This is a genomic window from Pseudomonas sp. N040, assembly GCF_015637705.1.
GTDB lineage: Bacteria > Pseudomonadota > Gammaproteobacteria > Pseudomonadales > Pseudomonadaceae > Aquipseudomonas.
Window position 1 is genome coordinate 134,729 of the sequence record NZ_JADOBE010000005.1, and the last position, 19,434, is coordinate 154,162.

Below are 19,434 nucleotides of genomic sequence, written 5' to 3' on the forward strand. Positions count from 1 at the left end.
GATCACATCGACAGCCGCATCGACAGGTCGATGGCCTTTATGTCCTTGGTCAGGGTGCCCATCGATATATAGTCGACGCCGGTTTCGGCAATGCTGCGCAACGTGTCCTGGTTGATGCCGCCGGAGGCTTCGAGCTTGGCGCGGCCGGCGCTGAGGGCGACAGCGGTGCGCATGTCGGCCAGGCTGAGTTCGTCGAGCATGATGATATCGGCGCCAGCGTCCAGCGCCTGTTGCAGTTCGGCAAGGTTTTCCACTTCCACTTCGACCGGTTTGCCTGGCGCGAGTTGGTGGGCGGCAGCCACTGCCTGGGCGATGCCACCGCAGGCGGCGATATGGTTTTCCTTGATCAGGAAGGCGTCATACAGGCCGATCCGGTGGTTGTGGCAGCCGCCGCAGGTGACCGCGTACTTCTGGGCCAGGCGCAGGCCGGGGAGGGTCTTGCGGGTGTCCAGCAGTTTTACCGGGGTGTCGGCCACCAGCGCGGCGTAGTGGTGGCAGTGGGTGGCTACGGCGGACAGGGTCTGGAGGAAATTCAGCGCGCAGCGTTCGCCGCTGAGCAGGACGCGGGCGGGGCCTTCCAGGCTGAACAGGGTCTGGTTGGCCCGGGCCTGGTCGCCGTCCCGGACGTGCCAGATGACCCGGGTGTGCGGATCAAGCTGGCGGAAGACTTCGTCGACCCAGGCGGTGCCGCAGATGGTGGCGTTCTCGCGGGTGATGACCGTGGCTTTGGCCTGGCGCTCGGCCGGGATCAGCTGGGCGGTAATGTCGCCGCTGCCGATGTCTTCCTGCAGGGCGAGCTGCGCATTGAGGCGGATCTCGCTGGCCAGGTCGGCAAGGGTAAGGTTGGGCATGCTGTGCTCCGCTGGGTTTGGGGCAGATTATACGTACGCCGGATGGCTGATGCGGCGAGTCCGCCGGGTTTCTTGTGTGTTGAGCAAGGAATAATTATCTCGATTTTGTGATCTGGCGCATGGAAGTGCTGCTTGCTGCTTGGTCGCCTGCGTGATCCGCCTATAATGCAGTTGTAAATTATTTTGACGCCAATTTTATGGCGATTATGGGATTTTGTTCGAATGCTATGCTGACCTTGGCTACCCATCGGTGGCTATGGTTTGCGGGAGACTGCAATGCAGACTGACGCGAAAGTGGTGCAACTCAGTAGCGTTGCCCCTGATCATCCGGGTGCCTCAGCCGTGGGCAGATTGCCCGTGGCCCTCATGTCGGTTGGTGACAAGGCGACCCAGCAGCTCAAGCAGTCGCTCCAGGCGCTGTTCGATAACGCGGATGACACCTTGTTCCAGATGGTCGACCGCGCTGACAGTAACGGCGAGCAGAATGATTTCTTCGAGGCGATGCGTGATTTGCGCCTCAAGCGCAAGGGTATCGAGCAGGGCTTCCTGAATAAGGTGCGCGAGAATTTCGCCGCGCTCAATCGGGTCGAAATCGGCAGGCCCCCGGTGCTCGAGAGTATTTCCTTCGACAACCTGTCGCTGATGAATACCGACGTGCTCGAGGAAACGGTGGCAGTCGATGCCATGGTGACCAAGGCCTTGTGCGCTAACGGTGTTGCCCTCGGACACCTTACCACCCGTTTCAATGCGCTGATCAGCCGCAAGCTGGATGACAAGAACAATCCGCTTGGTCCGGCAGCCCTGTGTGAGAGCTTTCTTGCGGCCTGCAGTGGCCTGGGCGTGGAGATCCGCGTAAAGCTGATCATTTTCAAGTTGTTCGAGAAGTATGTGCTCAGCCAGTTGGGGGAACTGTATGCACAGTCCAACCAGTTGCTGGCAGAAGCCGGTGTGCTGCCGGACCTGAAGTCGGCTCCGCCGCGCAAGACTCAGGAGGCGCGCACTGCTGACGCATCGGTCCCGGCAGCAGGCATGACCGCAGTAACACCTGCCGATGGAGATCAAAGCAGCATGCAGCATGCCTTCGGGGTGTTGCAGGAGTTGCTGTCGCAGGTGCGCGGGACGGCATTGCCGCAGCGGGCACAGCCCGCCGATGCCGCGCCGATTTCCAGCAATGACCTGATGCGCCTGCTTTCGCATCTGCAGCAGCGCCTGCCCGCGGATGCCGCGGAAGCGGATGTGCGCGATCACCTGGATCAGCTGCTGGTCCGCGCCAGCGCCAAGAGCGGCCGTGCGCGCGTGGTCGGGCGGGTCGATGACGATGTGATCAATCTGGTCGCCATGCTGTTCGAGTTCATTCTCGATGATCGCAGCCTGCCCGATTCGCTGAAGGCACTGATCAGCCGCTTGCAGATTCCCATGCTCAAGGTGGCGGTGCTGGACAAGACTTTCTTTGGCCGTGGCAGCCATCCGGCGCGCCGCCTGCTGAATGAAATTGCCTCGGCCTCGCTGGGCTGGGCCGATCAGGACGACACCCGGCGTGACAGCCTGTACCTGAAGATCGAGCAGGTGGTGGTCCGGCTGCTCAACGAGTTTGTCGACGATCCGGCGATCTTTTCCGAATTGCTAGCCGACTTTATTGCCTTTACCGGTAACGAACGCCGGCGTTCCGATTTGCTGGAGCAACGCACCAGGGATGCCGAGGAAGGACGAGCCAAGGCCGAGGTGGCGCGCTTGCAGGTCGAGCAGGAGCTGAACGCAAGGCTGGTGGGCAGGACGCTGCCGCAAGTGGTGGTGTCGTTGCTGCACGAGGCCTGGAGCAAGGTCATGCTCCTGGCGTGCCTCAAGCATGGTCAGGACTCTGCGGAATGGCAGGGCGCGCTGCAGACCATGGATGATCTGATCTGGAGCGTCGAGCCGCATGACGGCGGTGCGGAAGTACGCTTGCGCCTGTTGCAGCTGGTACCGAACCTGTTGAAGTCGTTGCGCGCCGGGATGGCCGACGCGGCGCTCGACCCAGTTGCCGATGGTGACTATTTTGCCCAGTTGGAAGCCTTGCATGCGCAGGCGTTTCAGGGCTTCCGCCGCGACATGCCGGCAGATCTGACGGGCGAGGGCGTGGCGGATGAGCCGGTATCTGCTGTCGAGGCGCTGGACGCCGAGGTGCCGGATGAGTTCGCCAAGGGTGACCTGGCCTTCGTCGGCATGGCCATGCACCTGGTCGCGGCTGCGCCTCCGGTAATGGTCGAAGTGCTGGAAGAAATCGTCCTGCTGGCACCTGGGGAAGTGCGTAACACTGAGCCGGACATCGTGCTGGGTGTCGAAGATGAAGCCCTGCAGCGGGTAGATAACCTGCATGTAGGCAGCTGGGTAGAGTTGCAGGAAGCCGGCGAGCGCAAGCTTCGCTGCAAACTGGCGACCGTTCTCAAACACTCGGGCAAATACATCTTTGTTAACCGCGCGGGCATGAAGGTCCTGGAAAAGACCCGCATGGGCCTGGCCGTGGAATTTCGCCGGGGAGCGGTACGCTTGCTGGATGATGCGCTGTTGTTTGACCGTGCGCTGGAGTCGGTGATCGGCAACTTGCGACGCCTCAAGGGTGCCTGACGTTCTGCTGGCCGTCGCAGGGCCCGGTGCATGCCGGGCCTTGTTGTTTCTGCGGCTTGGCCTGCAGGATGCGCTGCCGTATTGATCCGGCCCTTAAATAGGTTGAACATTCATGCGATTTCTAGCGCCGGCCCCGGCGCGAGCTCTTACCGGCCCATCGCGTCGAGGGTGACGCTCCTGCCAATCAGGGACCGGGCCAACAGACCCTGGAGTAAGCACCTGTCACCTGTCAAAGGAGCAACTATGCAGCTGGATCCCCGGACAGGCTGGTGCGCAGGCATCCGGCATTGTCCTTCACCCAACTTCAACGCCCGCCCGGCCGCCGAGATCTCCCTGCTGGTAATTCACAACATCAGCCTGCCGCCTGGCCAGTTTGGTACGGGCAAGGTCGAGGAGCTGTTCTGTAACCGGCTGGATCCGTGCGAGCACCCGTATTTTTCCGCGATTGCCAGCTTGCAGGTTTCTGCGCATTTTCTGATCGAGCGCGACGGTACGCTCATACAGTTCGTGTCATGCCTGGATCGCGCCTGGCATGCTGGCGTGTCAGCGTTTGCCGGACGGCAGGGCTGCAATGATTTCTCCCTCGGCATAGAGCTGGAAGGGACGGACGAGCAGCCTTACAGCGATCTCCAGTATGCTGCCCTGAGCAACCTGATCCGAGAGCTGCAAAGCTACTATCCACAACTCACCGCCGAGCGTATCTGCGGGCACTGCGATATCGCGCCGGGGCGCAAGACGGATCCCGGCCCGGCGTTTGACTGGTCGCGACTGTTCAGTTCCTTGCCGGCCTGACTGAGGAGAATTACCGATGAGCTTTCTGGTGCTTTTGCTGGCCTTGCTGGTGGAGAAATTCTCCGGCTGGCGCCAGCGTATCCAGCGGGATGGCCTGTGGCTGCACTGGCTGGCCAGTAGCGAAGCCAACTCGCGGCTCGCCAGCGCCCCGGAGTTGACGCTGGGCTTGCTGGTGCTGGTTCCGGTTGCCCTGCTCGGCTTGCTCTTGCTGGCCCTGGCACCGCTGCTGTATGGCTGGCTGGCGCTGCCGGTGCATCTGCTGGTGATGATGTATTGCCTGGGGCGGGGCGATGTACTGGCTACCCTGGGCCCGTTCAGGGATGCCTGGCGGCGTGGCGATGAGGAGGCGGCCTATCTGGTTGCCGCGCGTGATCTGGGGGTCGACGGCGAGGATGATGCCCAGTTGTTGCGCAATGTTCAGGGCTATCTGCTGTGGGAGGGCTATCAGGGCTTCTTCGCCGTCATTTTCTGGTACGCCTTGCTCGGGCCTTTGCCGGCACTGGCCTACCGTCTGCTGGCCATGACCGAGGCGCATGCCGCCCAGCCACCATTGCGCCAGCAGGCCATGGCCTTGCGGCATGCACTGGACTGGTTACCTGTGCGGGTGCTGGCGCTCAGTTTTGGTCTGGCGGGTAATTTTGTTGCGGTGATGCAGACCTTGCTGCACGAGCTGCTCAGCTGGGAGATCCCGGCCGCCAGATTGTTGCTCGACACCGGTTTGGCCGGTGCAGAAGTTGCCGAGCCCGCGCCTGGCGACGCGGGCGTCGCCAGCCTTGATGCGATCTGGCAGCTGCTGATCCGTTGCGCTGTGGTCTGGTATGGCGCTCTGGCGATTGCGACCCTGCTCTGGCTCAGATAGCCGAGCGAGCTTTTGCGCCGAGCCAGGCGGCGCCGCGCACACCGCTGGAGTCACCGTGGCGGGCCGGCAGCAGGCGCGTGTTGAGCTGGTCGGCGAACACATGGCGCGGCAGCAGCGAGGGAACGCTCTGGTAAAGTTCGGGCATGTTCGACAGGCCGCCGCCCAGCACGATCACGTGCGGATCCAGCAGGTTGATGACTGTGGCCAGGCTGCGGGCCAGTTGCTCGCAGTAATGCTCAAGGGCCAGTCTCGCCGGAGGATTGCCCTGTCTGGCCGCCAGCGCCAGTTGGCTGGCATCCAGCCCCAGTCCGCTGCGCGCTGCCCAGCCGGGGCCGGAGAGAAAGGTCTCGATGCAATCCTGCAGTCCGCAATAGCACGCGAGTGCGGGACCGTCCGCGGCAGTGCGCCAGGGCAACGGGTTATGCCCCCATTCGCCGGCGATGGCGTTCGGGCCCTGCAGCAGGCGGCCATGGACCACCAGCCCACCGCCAACGCCGGTGCCCAGAATCACCCCGAACACACTCGGCGCTCCGGCGCCGGCACCATCGGTGGCCTCCGAGAGGGTGAAACAGTCGGCGTCATTGGCCAGGCACACGGGACGTTGCAAGGCCTGTTGCAGGTCACCCAGCAGGTCCTGGCCGTTGAGGCACACGGAATTGGCATTCCTGATCCGGCCATCCGCCGGTGAGCGGCTGCCGGGGATGCCAACACCCAGGCTGCAGGTGGCGCCCAACTGTAGTTCGGCACGCCTGACCAGGCCGCAGAGCGCCGCCAGGGTGCCCGGATAATCGCCTTGCGGTGTGCCGATGCGTTCGCGCAGCAACGGCTTGCCGTCCTGCAGGGCAATGATTTCGATCTTGCTGCCACCCAGGTCGATGCCCAGCTGTGGGGAGGTTCGCATGCGTGCCCTCGAGTCTGCTGCCAGTGGTAAATGGTTAGTGCCTGCGGCCGGCTCTTTCAGTCCGCCACTTCTCGTGCGGGGTGATCAGACCGGGGCGGCCAGCCGAATACAGCCAGCGCATTCTGCGAACTGGCCCGGGCCAGCTCTTCGCTGTCGATATTCTTCAGCAGCGCCAGCGCGGCGCAGATGTCCGCCAGGTATTCCGGGCTGTTGCGTTGCTGCGGGTGCATGGCCGGGGCCATGTCCGGCGCATCGGTTTCCAGTACGATGGCGTCCAGCGGCAATTGTGCGACCACCTTGCGCAAGCGGTTGGCCTGCGGCCAGGTGGGGGCGCCGCCGAGGCCGAGCTTGAAGCCCAGCTTGATGTACTCCCGCGCCTCTTCGAGACTGCCGGCGAAGGCGTGGACGATGCCGCCACGCTTGAGCTTGTAGCGCTTGAGGGTGGCAATGGTTGCCGCGTGGGCGCGGCGCACATGCAGCAGGACTGGCAGGTCGAATTCCGCGGCCAGGCCGAGCTGCGCCTCGAACAGGCTTTGCTGGTCAGCCGACGACAGTTCCGGCAGAAAGTAATCCAGCCCGATTTCGCCCACGGCGCACAGCTTGGGATGGCCGACCAGGCGTTGCAGCCAGTCGCGCAGCTCGCGCAGATGCTCGGCGCGATGTTGCTGCAGGTAGATCGGATGCAGGCCGAAGGCGGCATACAGCCCTTCATCCGTCAGCGCCAGCTCCCAGAGGCGCTGCCAGTTGGCCTGATAGACCCCGAGCAGGACGATTTCCCGCACCCCGACCGCCCGGCTGCGCGCCAGGACTTCACTGCGATCGGCATCGAAGTCGGGGAAGTCGAGGTGGGTGTGGGTGTCGATCAGGTGCATGGGTTGGGCTGGCTTTGAGGTTGAGGTATGGCCTTGGAAGGCCTGGAAAGAGGTTAACTCATGGATGAGCGGAAGCGGGAGCGCGCACGCCGGTTGCGTAGTCGGCAAACCGATGCGGAAAGGTGGTTGTGGCGGCAGTTGCGTGGTCATCGCTGCATGGAATTGAAATTCAAACGGCAGGTGCCGATGGGCGCCTATATCGTCGATTTTGTCTGTCATGCCCGCGGGCTGATCATTGAGCTGGATGGCGGGCAGCATGCGGATTGCGCTGAATATGATGACAGTCGAACGCGCAGGCTGAATGCGCAGGGCTATCAGGTGCTGCGATTCTGGAATGACGATGTGTTGCAGCAGGGGGAGGCTGTGCTGGAGTCCATTCGCTTGTGGCTGGAGCAAGAGCTGCCCTTTCCCCCAGCCCCTCTCCCGCCTGCGGGAGAGGGGCTGGGGAGAGGGGCTTTAGCGCTCAATGATGCTCGCGGGTGGCGCGGAACTTCACATCCGGCCAGCGTTCTTCCATCAGCGCCAGGTTGACCCGGGTCGGGGCCAGGTAGGTGAGGTGGCCGCCGCCGTCGATGGCGAGGTTCTCCACCGCCTTGGCCTTGAAGTCTTCGAGCTTCTTCTTGTCGCTGCAGTCGATCCAGCGTGCCGACCACACGGTGATCGGCTCGTAGGCGCACTCGACCTTGTATTCTTCTTTCAGGCGGCTGGCGACCACGTCGAACTGCAGCACACCGACCGCGCCGAGGATGATGTCGTTGCTGCGCTCGGGGAAGAACACCTGGGTCGCGCCTTCCTCGGCCAGCTGTTGCAGGCCCTGGCGCAATTGCTTGGATTTCAGCGGGTCTTTCAGGCGCACGCGGCGGAACAGTTCCGGGGCGAAGTGCGGGATGCCGGTGAAGCCCAGCGTCTCGCCCTCGGTGAAGGTGTCGCCGATCTGGATGGTGCCGTGGTTGTGCAGGCCGATGATGTCGCCGGCGTAGGCCTCTTCCAGCATCTCGCGCTCGCTGGAGAAGAAGGTCAGCGCATCGCCGATGCGCACGTCCTTGCCCAGGCGCACATGGCGCATCTTCATGCCTTTCTCGTACTTGCCCGAGCAGATGCGCATAAAGGCGATGCGGTCGCGGTGCTTGGGATCCATGTTTGCCTGGATCTTGAACACGAAGCCACTGAACTTTTCCTCGGTCGGTTCGACGACCCGCTCGTTGGCAACCCGCGGCAACGGCCGTGGCGCCCAGTCGACGATGGCGTCGAGCACGTGGTCGACGCCGAAGTTGCCCAGTGCGGTGCCGAAGAACACCGGGGTCATCTGGCCCTGGTAGAAAGCTTGCTGGTCGAAGCTGTGGCAGGCGCCCTGCACCAGCTCCAGCTGCTCGAGGAAGCGCTCGTATTCGTCGCCCAGGTGGGCGCGCGCTTCGTCGGAGTCCAGATGCTGGATGATCTTGACCTCGGTGCGCTCGTGGCCGTGGCCCGGGGTGTAGACGATGATGTAGTCGCCGGCCAGGTGGTAGACGCCCTTGAAGTCCTTGTAGCAGCCGATCGGCCAAGTGATCGGTGCCGCCTTGATTTTCAGCACCGCCTCGATCTCGTCGAGCAGTTCGATCGGGTCGCGGATATCGCGGTCGAGCTTGTTGATAAAGCTGACGATCGGCGTATCGCGCAGGCGGCAGACTTCCATCAGCGCAATGGTGCGCGGCTCGACGCCCTTGCCGCCGTCGAGCACCATCAGCGCGCTGTCCACCGCCGTCAGGGTGCGGTAGGTGTCTTCCGAGAAGTCCTCGTGGCCGGGGGTGTCGAGCAGATTGATCATCTGCTCGCGGTAGGGGAACTGCATGACCGAGGTGGTGATCGAGATGCCGCGCTGCTTTTCCATCTCCATCCAGTCGGAGGTGGCATGCCGGTCGGACTTGCGCGACTTCACGGTGCCGGCCACGGCAATCGCCTTGCCCATCAGCAGGAGCTTTTCGGTGATGGTGGTCTTGCCGGCGTCGGGGTGGGAAATGATGGCGAAGGTGCGGCGTTTGGCAACTTCGGCGGCCTGCATGCTCATGGGCGGAAAACCTGGTCTGGAATGGCAAAATGGCGGCGATTATAGCGGTAAATCGGGCGCTGCAGGCGGATGCGTGCAAGCCTTGATGGCTGCGGCTTGTGCAGTATTCCGTAACGTCTTGTGCGATATGAAAAACAGCCGGTCAGGCAGGTGACAACCGGTACGCAAAAAGCGGCAATTTTTGATTGATCTCGCGGGAGCATGGTCCTAAAGTTCGCGCCCGAACGTCCATGCTGGAAACGATCCATGCGGCTCAAGTACTGCCGACGAGAGACCCGCAGGGTTCTCGGCGACATGCCTTGGGAAGTAGGCGAACCAAAGTGGGGAAACGGATTAGGCGTTCGCGGCCCGGCAATTGCCGGCCACCCCTCAATCAACATTGTTCTGCCAATGGAGCGTTCCCTATGCCTATCAAGGTCGAAGACTACTACCCGCGCGAAACCTTCCAGCGAATGAAAGCATTCGCCGACCAGCATGAAACCCCGTTCGTGGTGATCGACACCCAAACCATCAGCCAGGCCTACGATGACCTGCGCGCCGGTTTCGAGTTCGCCAAGGTGTATTACGCGGTCAAGGCCAATCCGGCGGTGGAAATCATCGATCTGCTCAAGGACAAGGGTTCGAGCTTCGACATCGCCTCGATCTACGAGCTGGACAAGGTGATGAGCCGCGGCGTTGGTCCGGAGCGCATCAGCTACGGCAACACCATCAAGAAATCCAAGGACATCCGCTACTTCTACGAGAAGGGTGTGCGCCTGTATGCCACCGACTCGGAAGCCGACCTGCGCAACATAGCCAAGGCTGCGCCGGGCTCGAAAGTCTATGTACGCATTCTCACCGAAGGCTCGACCACCGCCGATTGGCCGCTGTCGCGCAAGTTCGGTTGCCAGACCGACATGGCCATGGACCTGCTGATCCTCGCCCGTGACCTCGGCCTGGTGCCTTATGGCCTGTCCTTCCACGTCGGTTCGCAGCAGCGCGACATCTCCGTGTGGGATGCGGCGATTGCCAAGGTCAAGGTGATCTTCGAGCGCCTCAAGGAAGAAGACGGCATCGAACTCAAGCTGATCAACATGGGCGGCGGCTTCCCGGCCAACTACATCACCCGCACCAACAGCCTGGAAACCTACGCCGAGGAAATCATCCGCTTCCTCAAGGAAGACTTCGGTGATGACCTGCCGGAAATCATCCTCGAGCCGGGTCGCTCGCTGATTGCCAACGCCGGCATCCTGGTCAGCGAAGTGGTGCTGGTCGCGCGCAAGTCGCGGACCGCCGTGGAGCGCTGGGTGTATGTCGATGTGGGCAAGTTCAGCGGCCTGATCGAGACCATGGACGAGTCGATCAAGTTTCCGATCTGGACCGAGAAGAAAGGCGAGATGGAAGACGTGGTGATCGCCGGCCCGACCTGCGACAGCGCCGACATCATGTACGAGAACTACAAGTACGGCCTGCCCCTCAACCTGGCCATCGGTGATCGCCTGTACTGGCTGTCCACCGGCGCCTACACCACCAGCTACAGTGCGGTGGAGTTCAATGGCTTCCCGCCGCTGAAGTCCTACTACTTGTAAAGCGGGTGTCGTGTAGGTTGGATTGAGTCGCGTAGCGACGTAGCCCAACGGCAGTGATCGCACGGGGATGTCGTGCCGCCATGTTGGGTTTCGCTACGCTCAACCCAACCTGCGAAGTTCCGTGCAACCAACAAGGCCCGCTTTTATTGCGGGCCTTGTGCTTTTTGCCCGTAGTGCTGGTCTATCGTGCTTAGGCGATCAAGGAGGGATTTGAATGCCACGAATACAGCTCAATTGCGACATGGGCGAAAGCTTCGGCGCCTGGCAAATGGGCGACGATGTGCACGCCATGCCGTTGATCGACCAGGCCAACCTGGCCTGCGGCTTCCATGCCGGCGATCCGCTGACCATGCAACGCAGCGTGGCGCTGGCGGTGCAGCACGGGGTGAGCATCGGCGCGCATCCGGCCTATCCGGACCTGGCCGGTTTCGGCCGGCGCCACCTGGCCTGCTCGGCGGCGGAAGTCGAAGCCCTGGTGCTCTATCAGCTGGGCGCGCTGGAGGCCTTTTGCCGTGCTGCCGGGACGCGTGTCGACTATGTCAAACCCCACGGCGCGCTGTACCACGACCTGCAACGCAGTGATGAACTGCTGGCGGCGGTGCTGCGGGCGTGCGCCTGCGTGCGGCCGGACTTGCCGCTGATGCTGCAGGCGCTGCCGGATAACCGGCGTGAGCAGCGACTGGCTGCTGTCGCGGGCGTGCCGCTGCTGTTCGAAGCCTTCGCCGACCGCGCCTATCTGGCCGACGGTCGGCTGGCGCCGCGCGAGCAGGCGGGTGCGCTGCATCAGGATGCCGAGCGGATCCTGGCCCAAGCCTGCGCCATCGCCCATGCCGCGGCCTTTGCCGCTATCGACGGCCAGCCGCTGCGGCTGCAGGCCGACAGCCTGTGCGTGCACGGCGACAATCCACACGCGCTGGCGGTGCTGCGGCGGTTGCGGGCGCTGCTGGACAGCCTGTGATCCGTATCGAGCCGGCCGGCGCCGAAGCCTTGCTGCTGGTGCTGGCAGAACAGCCGGATGCCGCGCTGCCGCTGCGGATCAACGCACTGGCGGCGCGCATCCGGGCGCAGCTGGGGCCGGCGCTGGTCGACCTGGTGCCGGCCTGGACCAGCCTGCTGTTGCATTACGACCTGCTGCAGATCAGCCAAACGCAGCTGCTCGAACAGCTCCAGCCGCTGCTCGAAACCTGGCTGGGCGAGACGCCCAGCACCGAACCCGGCCCGCTGCTGGAATTGCCGGTGTGGTATGCCGGGGAGGATCTACCCCTGGTGGCGCAGCAGTGCGGCCTGAGCGTGGACGCCGTGATCAGCCTGCACAGTGCCGTCGAGTACCGGGTGGGTGCCATCGGCTTTGCTCCGGGCTTTGCCTACCTGGGCGAACTGGATGCACGCCTGGCCATGCCGCGCCGGAGCACCCCGCGGTTGCGCGTGCCCGCCGGCAGCCTGGCGATCGCCGAGCGGCAGACGGCAATCTACCCGCAGGCATCGCCCGGTGGCTGGCATCTGCTCGGCTTGTGCCCGTGGCGCCTGTTCGACCTGCAGGCCAGCCCGGCCTGCCGGCTGGCGATTGGCGACCGGGTGCGTTTCGTCCCGGTCGATCACGCCACCTATCTGACCGAGGGCGGCCAGCCGTGAGCGGTTTTCTGGTACTGCGGCCGGGGCCGCAGAGCCTGTTGCAGGATGCCGGGCGGGCGCGCTGGCAGCATCTGGGGGTCTCGCCCTGCGGTCCGGCGGACCTGCACGCGGCGGCCTGGGCCAATCACCTGCTGGGCAACCCCTGGGGCAGCCCGTTGCTGGAGGTGGCGCTGGGCGGCTTGAGCCTGGAGTGCCAGGCTGACGGCTGGGTTGCCGTGACGGGGGCCGACCTGCCAATCAGCCTCGACGGCCAGGCGCAGCTGAACTGGTCGCGCTTTGCCGTGCATGCCGGCCAGCACCTGCAGCTGGGGTCGGCGCGCAGTGGCCAGCGCGGCTATCTGGCCGTGACTGGTGGCTTTGCCGCCCCGGCGCAGCTTGGCAGTGTGGCCACCCAGCAACGCGAAGGCCTTGGTGGTTTGCACGCTGACGGCCGTGCCCTGCAAGCCGGGGATCGGCTGGTCTTTGCATCGCGCGCACTGCCGGCAGCCGCCAGCGTGCCGGCCCGCTACCAGCCGGACTACCGCCTGGCGCCGACCCTGAGGGTGATCCTCGGTGGCGATGCCGCGCTGTTTGCCGAGGCGCAGCTGCAGGGTTTCTTTGCCCACGGTTGGCGCCTCAGCCCGCACTCGGACCGCATGGGTGCCCGTCTGTATGGTGCCGCCCTGACGCTGCCCGGCTTGCCGCAAGCGCGCCAGTGGTCACAGGGGGTCAGCAACGGGGCGATCCAGCTGCCGGCGGATGGCCAGCCGATCATCCTGCTGGCCGATCGCCAGAGCATGGGCGGCTACCCGCTGCTGGGCTGGCTGCATCCGCTCGACCTTGGCCGGCTGGCGCAGTGTCCGGCCCATCATTCGCTGAATTTCGTCCCGGTCAGCCTGGCCGAGGCGCAGGCCGAGCTGTTGCGCTTCTACCGGTTCTTCCGCGGCGCTGCCTGACGACAGCCACGCCGGGTTACACCAGCCTATGGCATCAGCACTTCGATCACGCCATCGGCGGTGACCAGTACTTCGCTGCTGCCGGCCTCGATTTCCTGGGGCGGTGCCGCGTCCGCCATGGCCATGCCTTTCATGGCGCTCATGCGCATCGGCATAGGCGGCTGGAAGCCGGCACTGTTGAGGTTCAGGCTGACCAGGCGGAAGCTTTTGCCGCCCAGTGCCTGGCTGACCAGTGCGGCGCGCGCGTTGAAGGCCTGGATGGCATCCTTGAGCAGCAGGTCCTCGGTGGCCTGGCGGGTTCCGGCGGCGATGCTGAAGCTCATTCCTCCCATCTTCAGCTCACCGACCAGCTCGGCCGCGAGTTGCGCGAGGGCGGCAAAGTTGCTGCTTTCCAGGCGCAGTTCGGCGCGTTCACGCCAGCCAGTGAGCTGCTGCGTCTTGGCGTCATACAGCGGATAGCTGTGACGACTGCCGAGGCTGACCCGCACGTCCTTGACCGCGCGGGCCTTGCTCAGTGCGCTGTTCATGGTCTTGCTGGTGAGGCTGGCCAGCTGCTCCGGATCGCGGTCCTGGGCCTCGCTGTAGAGGATCACCTGCATGTCGTCATGGGCCACCGTGCGGCTGACTTCGGCGCGCAGGGCGACCTGGTTGTACGGGAGGTCGTCGGCGACTGCCGGCAGGCTCAGCAGGACAGCGCTGGCGAACGCCAGGCAGGCAGCAGCGGAAGTGCAATTGCGCATGGGATTTCCTTTGCGGGTTGGGAGTCGGTCGTCACGGCAGACAAGGCGATTAAAGCAGACTCGCCAGTCTTGGCGTGAACGCCGGGCGTCAGCTCTGACTGGCGAACGGCTGCAGGGTTCCGCCAGCGTGTGGCGGGTTGACGCAGCGCAGCAGCCTAGGTTGCCGCTTGGGTATACTCGCCGGGCTGGTTTTCCTGGAGCGCTCATGATTACCCCCGTGCAGTTGTTGTCCGCCAGTCGGCAGAATCTCTGGCGCCTGACCTTTATCCGCCTGCTGGTGCTGGCAGCGCAAGCGGGGGCATTGGGGTTCGCCTATCAGTCCGACCTGTTGCCGCTGCCCTGGCTGTCCCTGGGCATGACGCTCTGCGTGTCGCTGGGGGTCTGCCTGCTGACCGCCTTGCGCCTGCGCGGCCCCTGGCCGGTCACCGAGCTCGAATACGCCGTGCAGCTGGGCTGCGACCTGCTGATCCACAGCGCCTTGCTGTACTACTCGGGTGGCTCGACCAATCCGTTCGTGTCCTATTACCTGGTGCCGCTGACGATTGCGGCGGCGACCCTGCCCTGGGTCTATTCGATGCTGCTCAGCGGGCTGGCGCTGAGTGGCTATACCGCACTGCTGATCTGGTATCACCCGCTGCACCTCAGCGGCAATCACCAGGAAGCCACGCTGATCAGCCTGCACCTGTTCGGCATGTGGCTGAACTTTGCCCTGTCCGCCGCCTTCATCACTTTCTTTGTGGTAAAGATGGCCGATACCCTGCGCCGCCAGGATCAGCTGCGCGCCCAGCGGCACGAGGAAAGCCTGCGCGACCAGCAGCTGCTCGCCGTTGCGACCCAGGCCGCCGGCGCGGCTCACGAGCTGGGTACGCCGCTGGCGACCATCAGCGTGCTGCTCAAGGAGCTGCGCCGCGAGCACCGCAACGACCCGTCGCTGCAGGATGACCTGGCGCTGCTGCAGGAGCAGGTCAAGCTGTGCAAGGACACCCTGCAACAGCTGGTGCGGGCGGCCGAGGCCGATCGCCGCCAGTCGGTGGTCGAGCAAACCGCCATCGAGTGGCTGGAAACCAGCCTGAACCGCTGGCACCTGATGCGCCCGGAGGCGAGCTACCGCTACCGGCTGGTCGGGGTTGGCGCACCGCCACGGCTGATGCCGCCGGCGGATCTGACCCAGGCGCTGCTGAATCTGCTGAACAACGCCGCCGATGCCTGCCCGGACAAGCTGGACATTCAGCTGGATTGGGATCACCAGTGGCTGGTGCTGGGGATTCGCGACCGCGGTGCCGGGGTGCCGCTGGCTATCGCCGAACAGCTCGGTCGGCCATTTTTCACCACCAAGGGCAAGGGGCGCGGCTTCGGCCTTGGTCTGTTTCTCACCCAGGCGAGTGTGGCGCGTGCCGGCGGCACGGTGAAGCTGTACAACCTGGAGGAAGGTGGCACCCTCACCGAAATGAAGTTGCCGCATGCATTTGCCCTGCCCTGAGCGGGCCCAAGGAGAACCGATGAGCGAAGAACCCCAGCTGGACGACGAAGAACAGCCGCACCTGTTGCTGGTCGATGACGACCCGACCTTCACCCGGGTCATGGCGCGCGCCATGGCCAGCCGCGGCTTGCGCGTCAGCGTGGCAAATTCGGCGGAACAGGGCCTGGCGCTGGCACGCGAGGACCTGCCGGACTATGCGGTGCTTGACCTGAAGATGGAGGGCGATTCCGGCCTGCTGCTGCTGCCCAGGCTGCTGGAGCTGGATGCGGAGATGCGCGTGCTCATCCTCACCGGCTATTCGAGCATTGCCACGGCGGTCGAGGCGATCAAGCGCGGCGCCTGCAACTACCTGTGCAAGCCGGCGGATGCCGATGACGTGCTGACGGCGCTGATCTCCCAGCATGCCGACCTGGAAACCCTGGTGCCGGAAAACCCGATGTCGGTGGACCGCCTGCAGTGGGAGCATATCCAGCGCGTGCTGGCCGATCACGAAGGCAATATCTCCGCCACCGCCCGCGCGCTGGGCATGCACCGGCGCACCCTGCAGCGCAAGCTGCAGAAGCGCCCGGTGCGGCGCTAGGAACCTGTCGGATGGGTCGAGGCGCTTGGCGCCGCTACCCATCGCTGCTTGATGGGTAGCGCTGCGCTCAAGCCAGCCTACGGCTGCTCGTCGAGCACTTCCTGCGCGGCGCGAAAGGCGTCGACGGCGGCCGGGATGCCGGCGTACACCGCGCAATGCAGCAGCGTCTCGCGGATTTCCGCGACCGTACAGCCGTTGTTCAGCGCGCCGCGCACATGGCCCTTGAGTTCCTGCGGGCACTTCAGCGCGGTCAGCGCGGCCAGGGTGATCAGGCTGCGGGTCTTGCGCTCCAGCCCTTCGCGGGTCCACACGGCGCCCCAGCCATGCTCACTGACGTAATCCTGCAGTGGCTGGGTGAACTCGGTGGCGTTACCGAGGGCGCGATCGACAAAGGCGTCACCCATCACTTCGCGGCGGGTTTTCAGGCCTTGTTCGTAGCTGTCGCTCATCGCTGTTCTCCTGAGTAGATGTGACAACGCCGGGCAGGCCCGGCGTTGCTGGTCGTATTGACTGCGTGGGGCTTAACCCTCGAGTTTCTTCTTCAGCAGTTCGTTGACCTGGCCGGGGTTGGCCTTGCCTTTCGAAGCCTTCATCGCCTGGCCGACGAAGAAGCCGAACATCTTGCCGCGCTTGGCCTCATCGCTGGCGCGGTATTGCTCGACCTGCTCGGCGTTGGCCGCCAGCACTTCGTCGAGCATCGACTCGATGGCGCCGCTGTCGGTGACCTGCTTGAGACCTTTGGCCTCGATTACCTGGTCGGCGCTGCCTTCACCATTGGCCATGGCTTCAAAGACCATCTTGGCGATCTTGCCGCTGATGGTGTTGTCCTTGATGCGCAGGATCATGCCGCCCAGCTGCTCGGCAGACACAGGCGATTGCTCGATGTCCAGATTGCCACTGTTGAGCAGGCTGGAGAGCTCGCCCATCACCCAGTTGGCGGCCAACTTGGCGTCGCCACATACGGCATTCACGGCTTCGAAGTAGTTGGCCAGTTCGCGGCTGGCGGCCAGCACGTCGGCGTCATAGGCGGACAGGCCGAACTGCGCCTGGAAACGCTCGCGCTTCTGCACCGGCAGCTCCGGCAGGGTCGCGCGCACCTCGTCGAGGAAGCTCTGCTCGATCAGCACCGGCAGCAGGTCGGGGCAGGGGAAGTAACGGTAGTCGTTGGCTTCTTCCTTGCTGCGCATGGAGCGCGTCTGGTCCTTGTTCGGGTCGTACAGGCGGGTTTCCTGCACCACCTTGCCGCCGTCCTCGATCAGCTCGATCTGCCGCTGCACTTCGTGGTTGATGGCTTTTTCGATAAAGCGGAACGAGTTGACGTTCTTGATCTCGGCACGTGTGCCGAATTCGGCCTGACCCTTGGGGCGAACCGAAACGTTGCAGTCGCAGCGCAGCGAGCCTTCGGCCATGTTGCCGTCGCAGATACCCAGGTAGCGCACCAGCGCGTGGATGGCCTTGACATAGGCCACAGCTTCCTTGGCACTGCGGATGTCCGGCTCGGATACGATTTCCAGCAGCGGCGTGCCGGCGCGGTTCAGATCGATGCCGCTCATGCCGTGGAAGTCTTCGTGCAGGCTCTTGCCGGCATCCTCTTCAAGGTGTGCGCGGGTGATGCCGATGCGCTTGGTGGTGCCGTCTTCCAGCGTGATATCCAGATGCCCCTTGCCGACGATGGGGTGGTCCATCTGGCTGGTCTGGTAGCCCTTGGGCAGGTCCGGGTAGAAGTAGTTCTTGCGGGCGAAGACGTTCTGCGGCGCGATCTGCGCGTCGATCGCCAGGCCGAACTTGCAGGCCATGCGCACCGCTTCGGCATTCAGCACCGGCAGGGTGCCGGGCATGCCGAGGTCGATCAGGCTGGCCTGGGTATTGGGCTCGGCGCCGAAGGTGGTGGCGCTGGCGGAGAAAATCTTCGAGCGGGTGCTGAGCTGGGCGTGGATTTCCAGCCCGATTACGGTTTCCCATTGCATCTTGAACGTCCCTCAAATGTATTGCGGTCTGCCCTTGGCCCGCCGACGAGGGTAAGCCCGTAGGATGGGTTGAGCACAGCGATACCCATCAGCCAGCCGCGATGGGTATCGGCGCAAGCGCCTCAACCCATCCTGCGGCGGCGTCAGGCCTTAAAACCCGGCCGGCGCCTGTTGATGCCAGTCAGTCACCTGCTGGTACTGGTGGGCCACGTTGAGCAGGCGGGCCTCCTGGAAGTACGGGGCGAGCAGTTGCACGCCCACCGGCAGGCCGTCGACGAAGCCGGCCGGCATCGACAGGGCGGGGATGCCGGCCAGGTTGGCGGTGATGGTGTAGATGTCTTCCAGGTACTGGGCGACCGGGTCGTTGTTCTTCTCGCCGAGCTTCCAGGCCGGGTTTGGCGTGGTCGGGCCGAGGATCAGGTCGACCTCGCTGAACGCCTTGACGAAGTCGTTCTTGATCAGCCGGCGGATCTTCTGCGCCTTCAGGTAGTAGGCATCGTAGTAGCCGGCGGACAGCGCGTAGGTGCCGACCATGATGCGCCGCTTGACCTCGGCGCCGAAGCCTTCAGCGCGCGAGCGCTTGTACAGGTCTTCGAGGTTGAGCGGGTCCGCGCAACGGTAGCCGAAGCGCACGCCGTCGAAGCGCGACAGGTTGGAGCTGGCCTCGGCCGGGGCGATCACGTAGTAGGCCGGGATGGCGTGCTGCATGTTCGGCAGGCTGATGTCCTTGACCGTGGCGCCGAGTTTTTTCAGCTCCACCACTGCAGCCAGGGCCTTGTCGGCGATCCGCGGGTCGAGGCCGGTGCCGAAATACTCCTTCGGCAGGCCGATGCGCAGGCCTGCCAGCGGCTGGTGGAGGGCGGCCAGGTAGTCATCCACCGGCTGCTCGACGCTGGTGCTGTCCTTCGGGTCGAAGCCGGCCATGGCCTGCAGCAGCAGGGCGCAGTCTTCCGCGGTGCGCGCCATCGGCCCGCCCTGGTCGAGGCTGGAGGCGTAGGCGATCATGCCCCAGCGCGACACGCGGCCGTAGGTCGGCTTGAGCCCGGTGAGGTTGGTCAGCGCGGCGGGCTGGCGGATCGAGCCGCCGGTGTCGGTGCCGGTGGCCGCCGGAATCAGGCGTGCCGCCACCGCCGCCGCCGAGCCGCCGGAGGAGCCGCCGGGTACGCGGGTCAGGTCCCAGGGGTTCTTCACCGGGCCGTAGTGGCTGGATTCGTTGGATGAGCCCATGGCGAACTCGTCCATGTTCAGCTTGCCGAGGGTCACGCTGCCGGCGGCGGCCAGTTTCTCCACCACGCTGGCGTTGTACGGGGCCTTGAAGCCGGTCAGGATCTTCGAACCGCAGCTGGTCAGCACGCCCTGGGTGCAGAACAGGTCCTTGTGGCCGATCGGCGCGCCAAGCAGGGCGCCGCTCTCGCCGGCGGCGCGGCGGCTGTCGGCAGCCCTGGCCTGCTGTAGCGCCAGTTCCTCGGTCACGCTGATGAAGCTGTTCAGTTGCGGGTCGACGGCCTTGATCCGCGCCAGCAGGGTTTGCGCCAGTTCCTCGGCGGAAAACTGTTTGGCGGCCAGGGCACGGCCGATCTCGGCGAGTGTCAGTTGCTGCATGTCC

At 64.4% G+C, this 19,434-nt stretch carries 19 protein-coding genes; 10 read left to right on the forward strand and 9 right to left on the reverse strand.

Annotation, left to right across the window (positions count from 1 at the left end; genetic code table 11):
• Positions 1 to 2 precede the first annotated feature (2 nt).
• Positions 3 to 851, reverse strand: coding sequence for a carboxylating nicotinate-nucleotide diphosphorylase (gene nadC, locus ISX93_RS09285; protein ID WP_195778442.1), 849 nt, complete (start codon positions 849 to 851; stop codon positions 3 to 5).
• 276 nt (positions 852 to 1,127) lie between these two features.
• Here nadC and ISX93_RS09290 point away from each other — a divergent pair, with 276 nt between their 5' ends.
• The 3 genes from ISX93_RS09290 (at position 1,128) to ampE (ending at position 5,106) form a co-directional block, all read left to right on the forward strand.
• Entirely contained in the window at positions 1,128 to 3,455 is a 2,328-nt protein-coding gene (locus ISX93_RS09290; RefSeq protein ID WP_195778443.1) for a DUF1631 domain-containing protein, read from the forward strand.
• A gap of 243 nt (positions 3,456 to 3,698) precedes the next feature.
• A complete protein-coding gene (ampD, locus tag ISX93_RS09295) occupies positions 3,699 to 4,247 on the forward strand; it encodes a 1,6-anhydro-N-acetylmuramyl-L-alanine amidase AmpD (RefSeq protein ID WP_195778444.1) in 549 nt (182 codons plus the stop codon).
• A gap of 16 nt (positions 4,248 to 4,263) precedes the next feature.
• On the forward strand, positions 4,264 to 5,106 hold the full coding sequence (ampE, locus tag ISX93_RS09300) for a regulatory signaling modulator protein AmpE (RefSeq protein ID WP_195778445.1): 843 nt from the start codon (positions 4,264 to 4,266) through the stop codon (positions 5,104 to 5,106).
• Here the strand turns inward: ampE and ISX93_RS09305 are convergent.
• Positions 5,099 to 6,007 carry an ROK family protein gene (locus ISX93_RS09305; RefSeq protein WP_195778446.1) on the reverse strand — a complete coding sequence of 303 codons (909 nt, stop codon included), beginning with the start codon at positions 6,005 to 6,007 and terminating at the stop codon, positions 5,099 to 5,101. The two genes, ampE and ISX93_RS09305, sit on opposite strands and share 8 nt — an antisense overlap.
• Positions 6,008 to 6,063: 56 nt before the next feature.
• Positions 6,064 to 6,879: a TatD family hydrolase gene (locus tag ISX93_RS09310; RefSeq protein WP_195778447.1), complete on the reverse strand. Its 816-nt coding sequence runs from the start codon at positions 6,877 to 6,879 to the stop codon at positions 6,064 to 6,066.
• A 60-nt stretch (positions 6,880 to 6,939) separates the two neighbouring features.
• Between ISX93_RS09310 and ISX93_RS09315 the strand changes: the two genes are divergently transcribed.
• Positions 6,940 to 7,410, forward strand: a complete 471-nt coding sequence (locus ISX93_RS09315; protein ID WP_195778448.1) for an endonuclease domain-containing protein — start codon at positions 6,940 to 6,942, stop codon at positions 7,408 to 7,410.
• On the opposite strand, the gene ISX93_RS09320 is transcribed toward ISX93_RS09315, so the two are convergent.
• A complete protein-coding gene (locus tag ISX93_RS09320; protein ID WP_195778449.1) occupies positions 7,343 to 8,926 on the reverse strand; it encodes a peptide chain release factor 3 in 1,584 nt (527 codons plus the stop codon). The two genes, ISX93_RS09315 and ISX93_RS09320, sit on opposite strands and share 68 nt — an antisense overlap.
• Positions 8,923 to 9,174: a hypothetical protein gene (locus ISX93_RS09325; RefSeq protein WP_195778450.1), complete on the reverse strand. Its 252-nt coding sequence runs from the start codon at positions 9,172 to 9,174 to the stop codon at positions 8,923 to 8,925. Before ISX93_RS09325 ends, ISX93_RS09320 begins: the two co-directional genes overlap by 4 nt.
• Positions 9,175 to 9,330: 156 nt before the next feature.
• Here ISX93_RS09325 and ISX93_RS09330 point away from each other — a divergent pair, with 156 nt between their 5' ends.
• The 4 genes from ISX93_RS09330 to ISX93_RS09345 all read left to right on the forward strand — a co-directional run bounded on the left by ISX93_RS09330 (position 9,331) and on the right by ISX93_RS09345 (position 13,061).
• Positions 9,331 to 10,494: a type III PLP-dependent enzyme gene (locus ISX93_RS09330; RefSeq protein WP_195778451.1), complete on the forward strand. Its 1,164-nt coding sequence runs from the start codon at positions 9,331 to 9,333 to the stop codon at positions 10,492 to 10,494.
• Positions 10,495 to 10,708: 214 nt separating this feature from the next.
• Positions 10,709 to 11,452 carry a 5-oxoprolinase subunit PxpA gene (locus ISX93_RS09335; protein WP_195778452.1) on the forward strand — a complete coding sequence of 248 codons (744 nt, stop codon included), beginning with the start codon at positions 10,709 to 10,711 and terminating at the stop codon, positions 11,450 to 11,452.
• Positions 11,449 to 12,126: a 5-oxoprolinase subunit PxpB gene (gene pxpB / locus ISX93_RS09340; RefSeq protein ID WP_195778453.1), complete on the forward strand. Its 678-nt coding sequence runs from the start codon at positions 11,449 to 11,451 to the stop codon at positions 12,124 to 12,126. The genes ISX93_RS09335 and pxpB overlap by 4 nt, the downstream gene beginning before the upstream one ends.
• On the forward strand, positions 12,123 to 13,061 hold the full coding sequence (locus tag ISX93_RS09345; protein WP_195778454.1) for a biotin-dependent carboxyltransferase family protein: 939 nt from the start codon (positions 12,123 to 12,125) through the stop codon (positions 13,059 to 13,061). The genes pxpB and ISX93_RS09345 overlap by 4 nt, the downstream gene beginning before the upstream one ends.
• Positions 13,062 to 13,087: 26 nt before the next feature.
• On the opposite strand, the gene ISX93_RS09350 is transcribed toward ISX93_RS09345, so the two are convergent.
• The gene (locus ISX93_RS09350; RefSeq protein ID WP_195778455.1) at positions 13,088 to 13,801 is read right to left on the reverse strand and encodes an SIMPL domain-containing protein; all 714 of its coding nucleotides are present in this window, start codon (positions 13,799 to 13,801) and stop codon (positions 13,088 to 13,090) included.
• A gap of 205 nt (positions 13,802 to 14,006) precedes the next feature.
• On the opposite strand from ISX93_RS09350, the gene ISX93_RS09355 reads away from it, so the two are divergent.
• Together ISX93_RS09355 and ISX93_RS09360 are read left to right on the forward strand one after the other, a co-directional pair.
• Entirely contained in the window at positions 14,007 to 15,281 is a 1,275-nt protein-coding gene (locus ISX93_RS09355; RefSeq protein WP_195778456.1) for an ATP-binding protein, read from the forward strand.
• Positions 15,282 to 15,300: 19 nt separating this feature from the next.
• Positions 15,301 to 15,861, forward strand: coding sequence for a response regulator transcription factor (locus tag ISX93_RS09360; protein WP_195778457.1), 561 nt, complete (start codon positions 15,301 to 15,303; stop codon positions 15,859 to 15,861).
• Between the two features lie 77 nt (positions 15,862 to 15,938).
• Here the strand turns inward: ISX93_RS09360 and ISX93_RS09365 are convergent, their stop codons facing one another.
• From ISX93_RS09365 to gatA, 3 genes are all read right to left on the reverse strand, one after another.
• On the reverse strand, positions 15,939 to 16,310 hold the full coding sequence (locus ISX93_RS09365; protein WP_195778458.1) for a carboxymuconolactone decarboxylase family protein: 372 nt from the start codon (positions 16,308 to 16,310) through the stop codon (positions 15,939 to 15,941).
• Between the two features lie 72 nt (positions 16,311 to 16,382).
• Positions 16,383 to 17,828, reverse strand: a complete 1,446-nt coding sequence (gene gatB / locus ISX93_RS09370) for an Asp-tRNA(Asn)/Glu-tRNA(Gln) amidotransferase subunit GatB (RefSeq protein WP_195778459.1) — start codon at positions 17,826 to 17,828, stop codon at positions 16,383 to 16,385.
• Positions 17,829 to 17,978: 150 nt separating this feature from the next.
• Entirely contained in the window at positions 17,979 to 19,430 is a 1,452-nt protein-coding gene (gene gatA / locus ISX93_RS09375; RefSeq protein WP_195778620.1) for an Asp-tRNA(Asn)/Glu-tRNA(Gln) amidotransferase subunit GatA, read from the reverse strand.
• Positions 19,431 to 19,434: the final 4 nt, after the last annotated feature.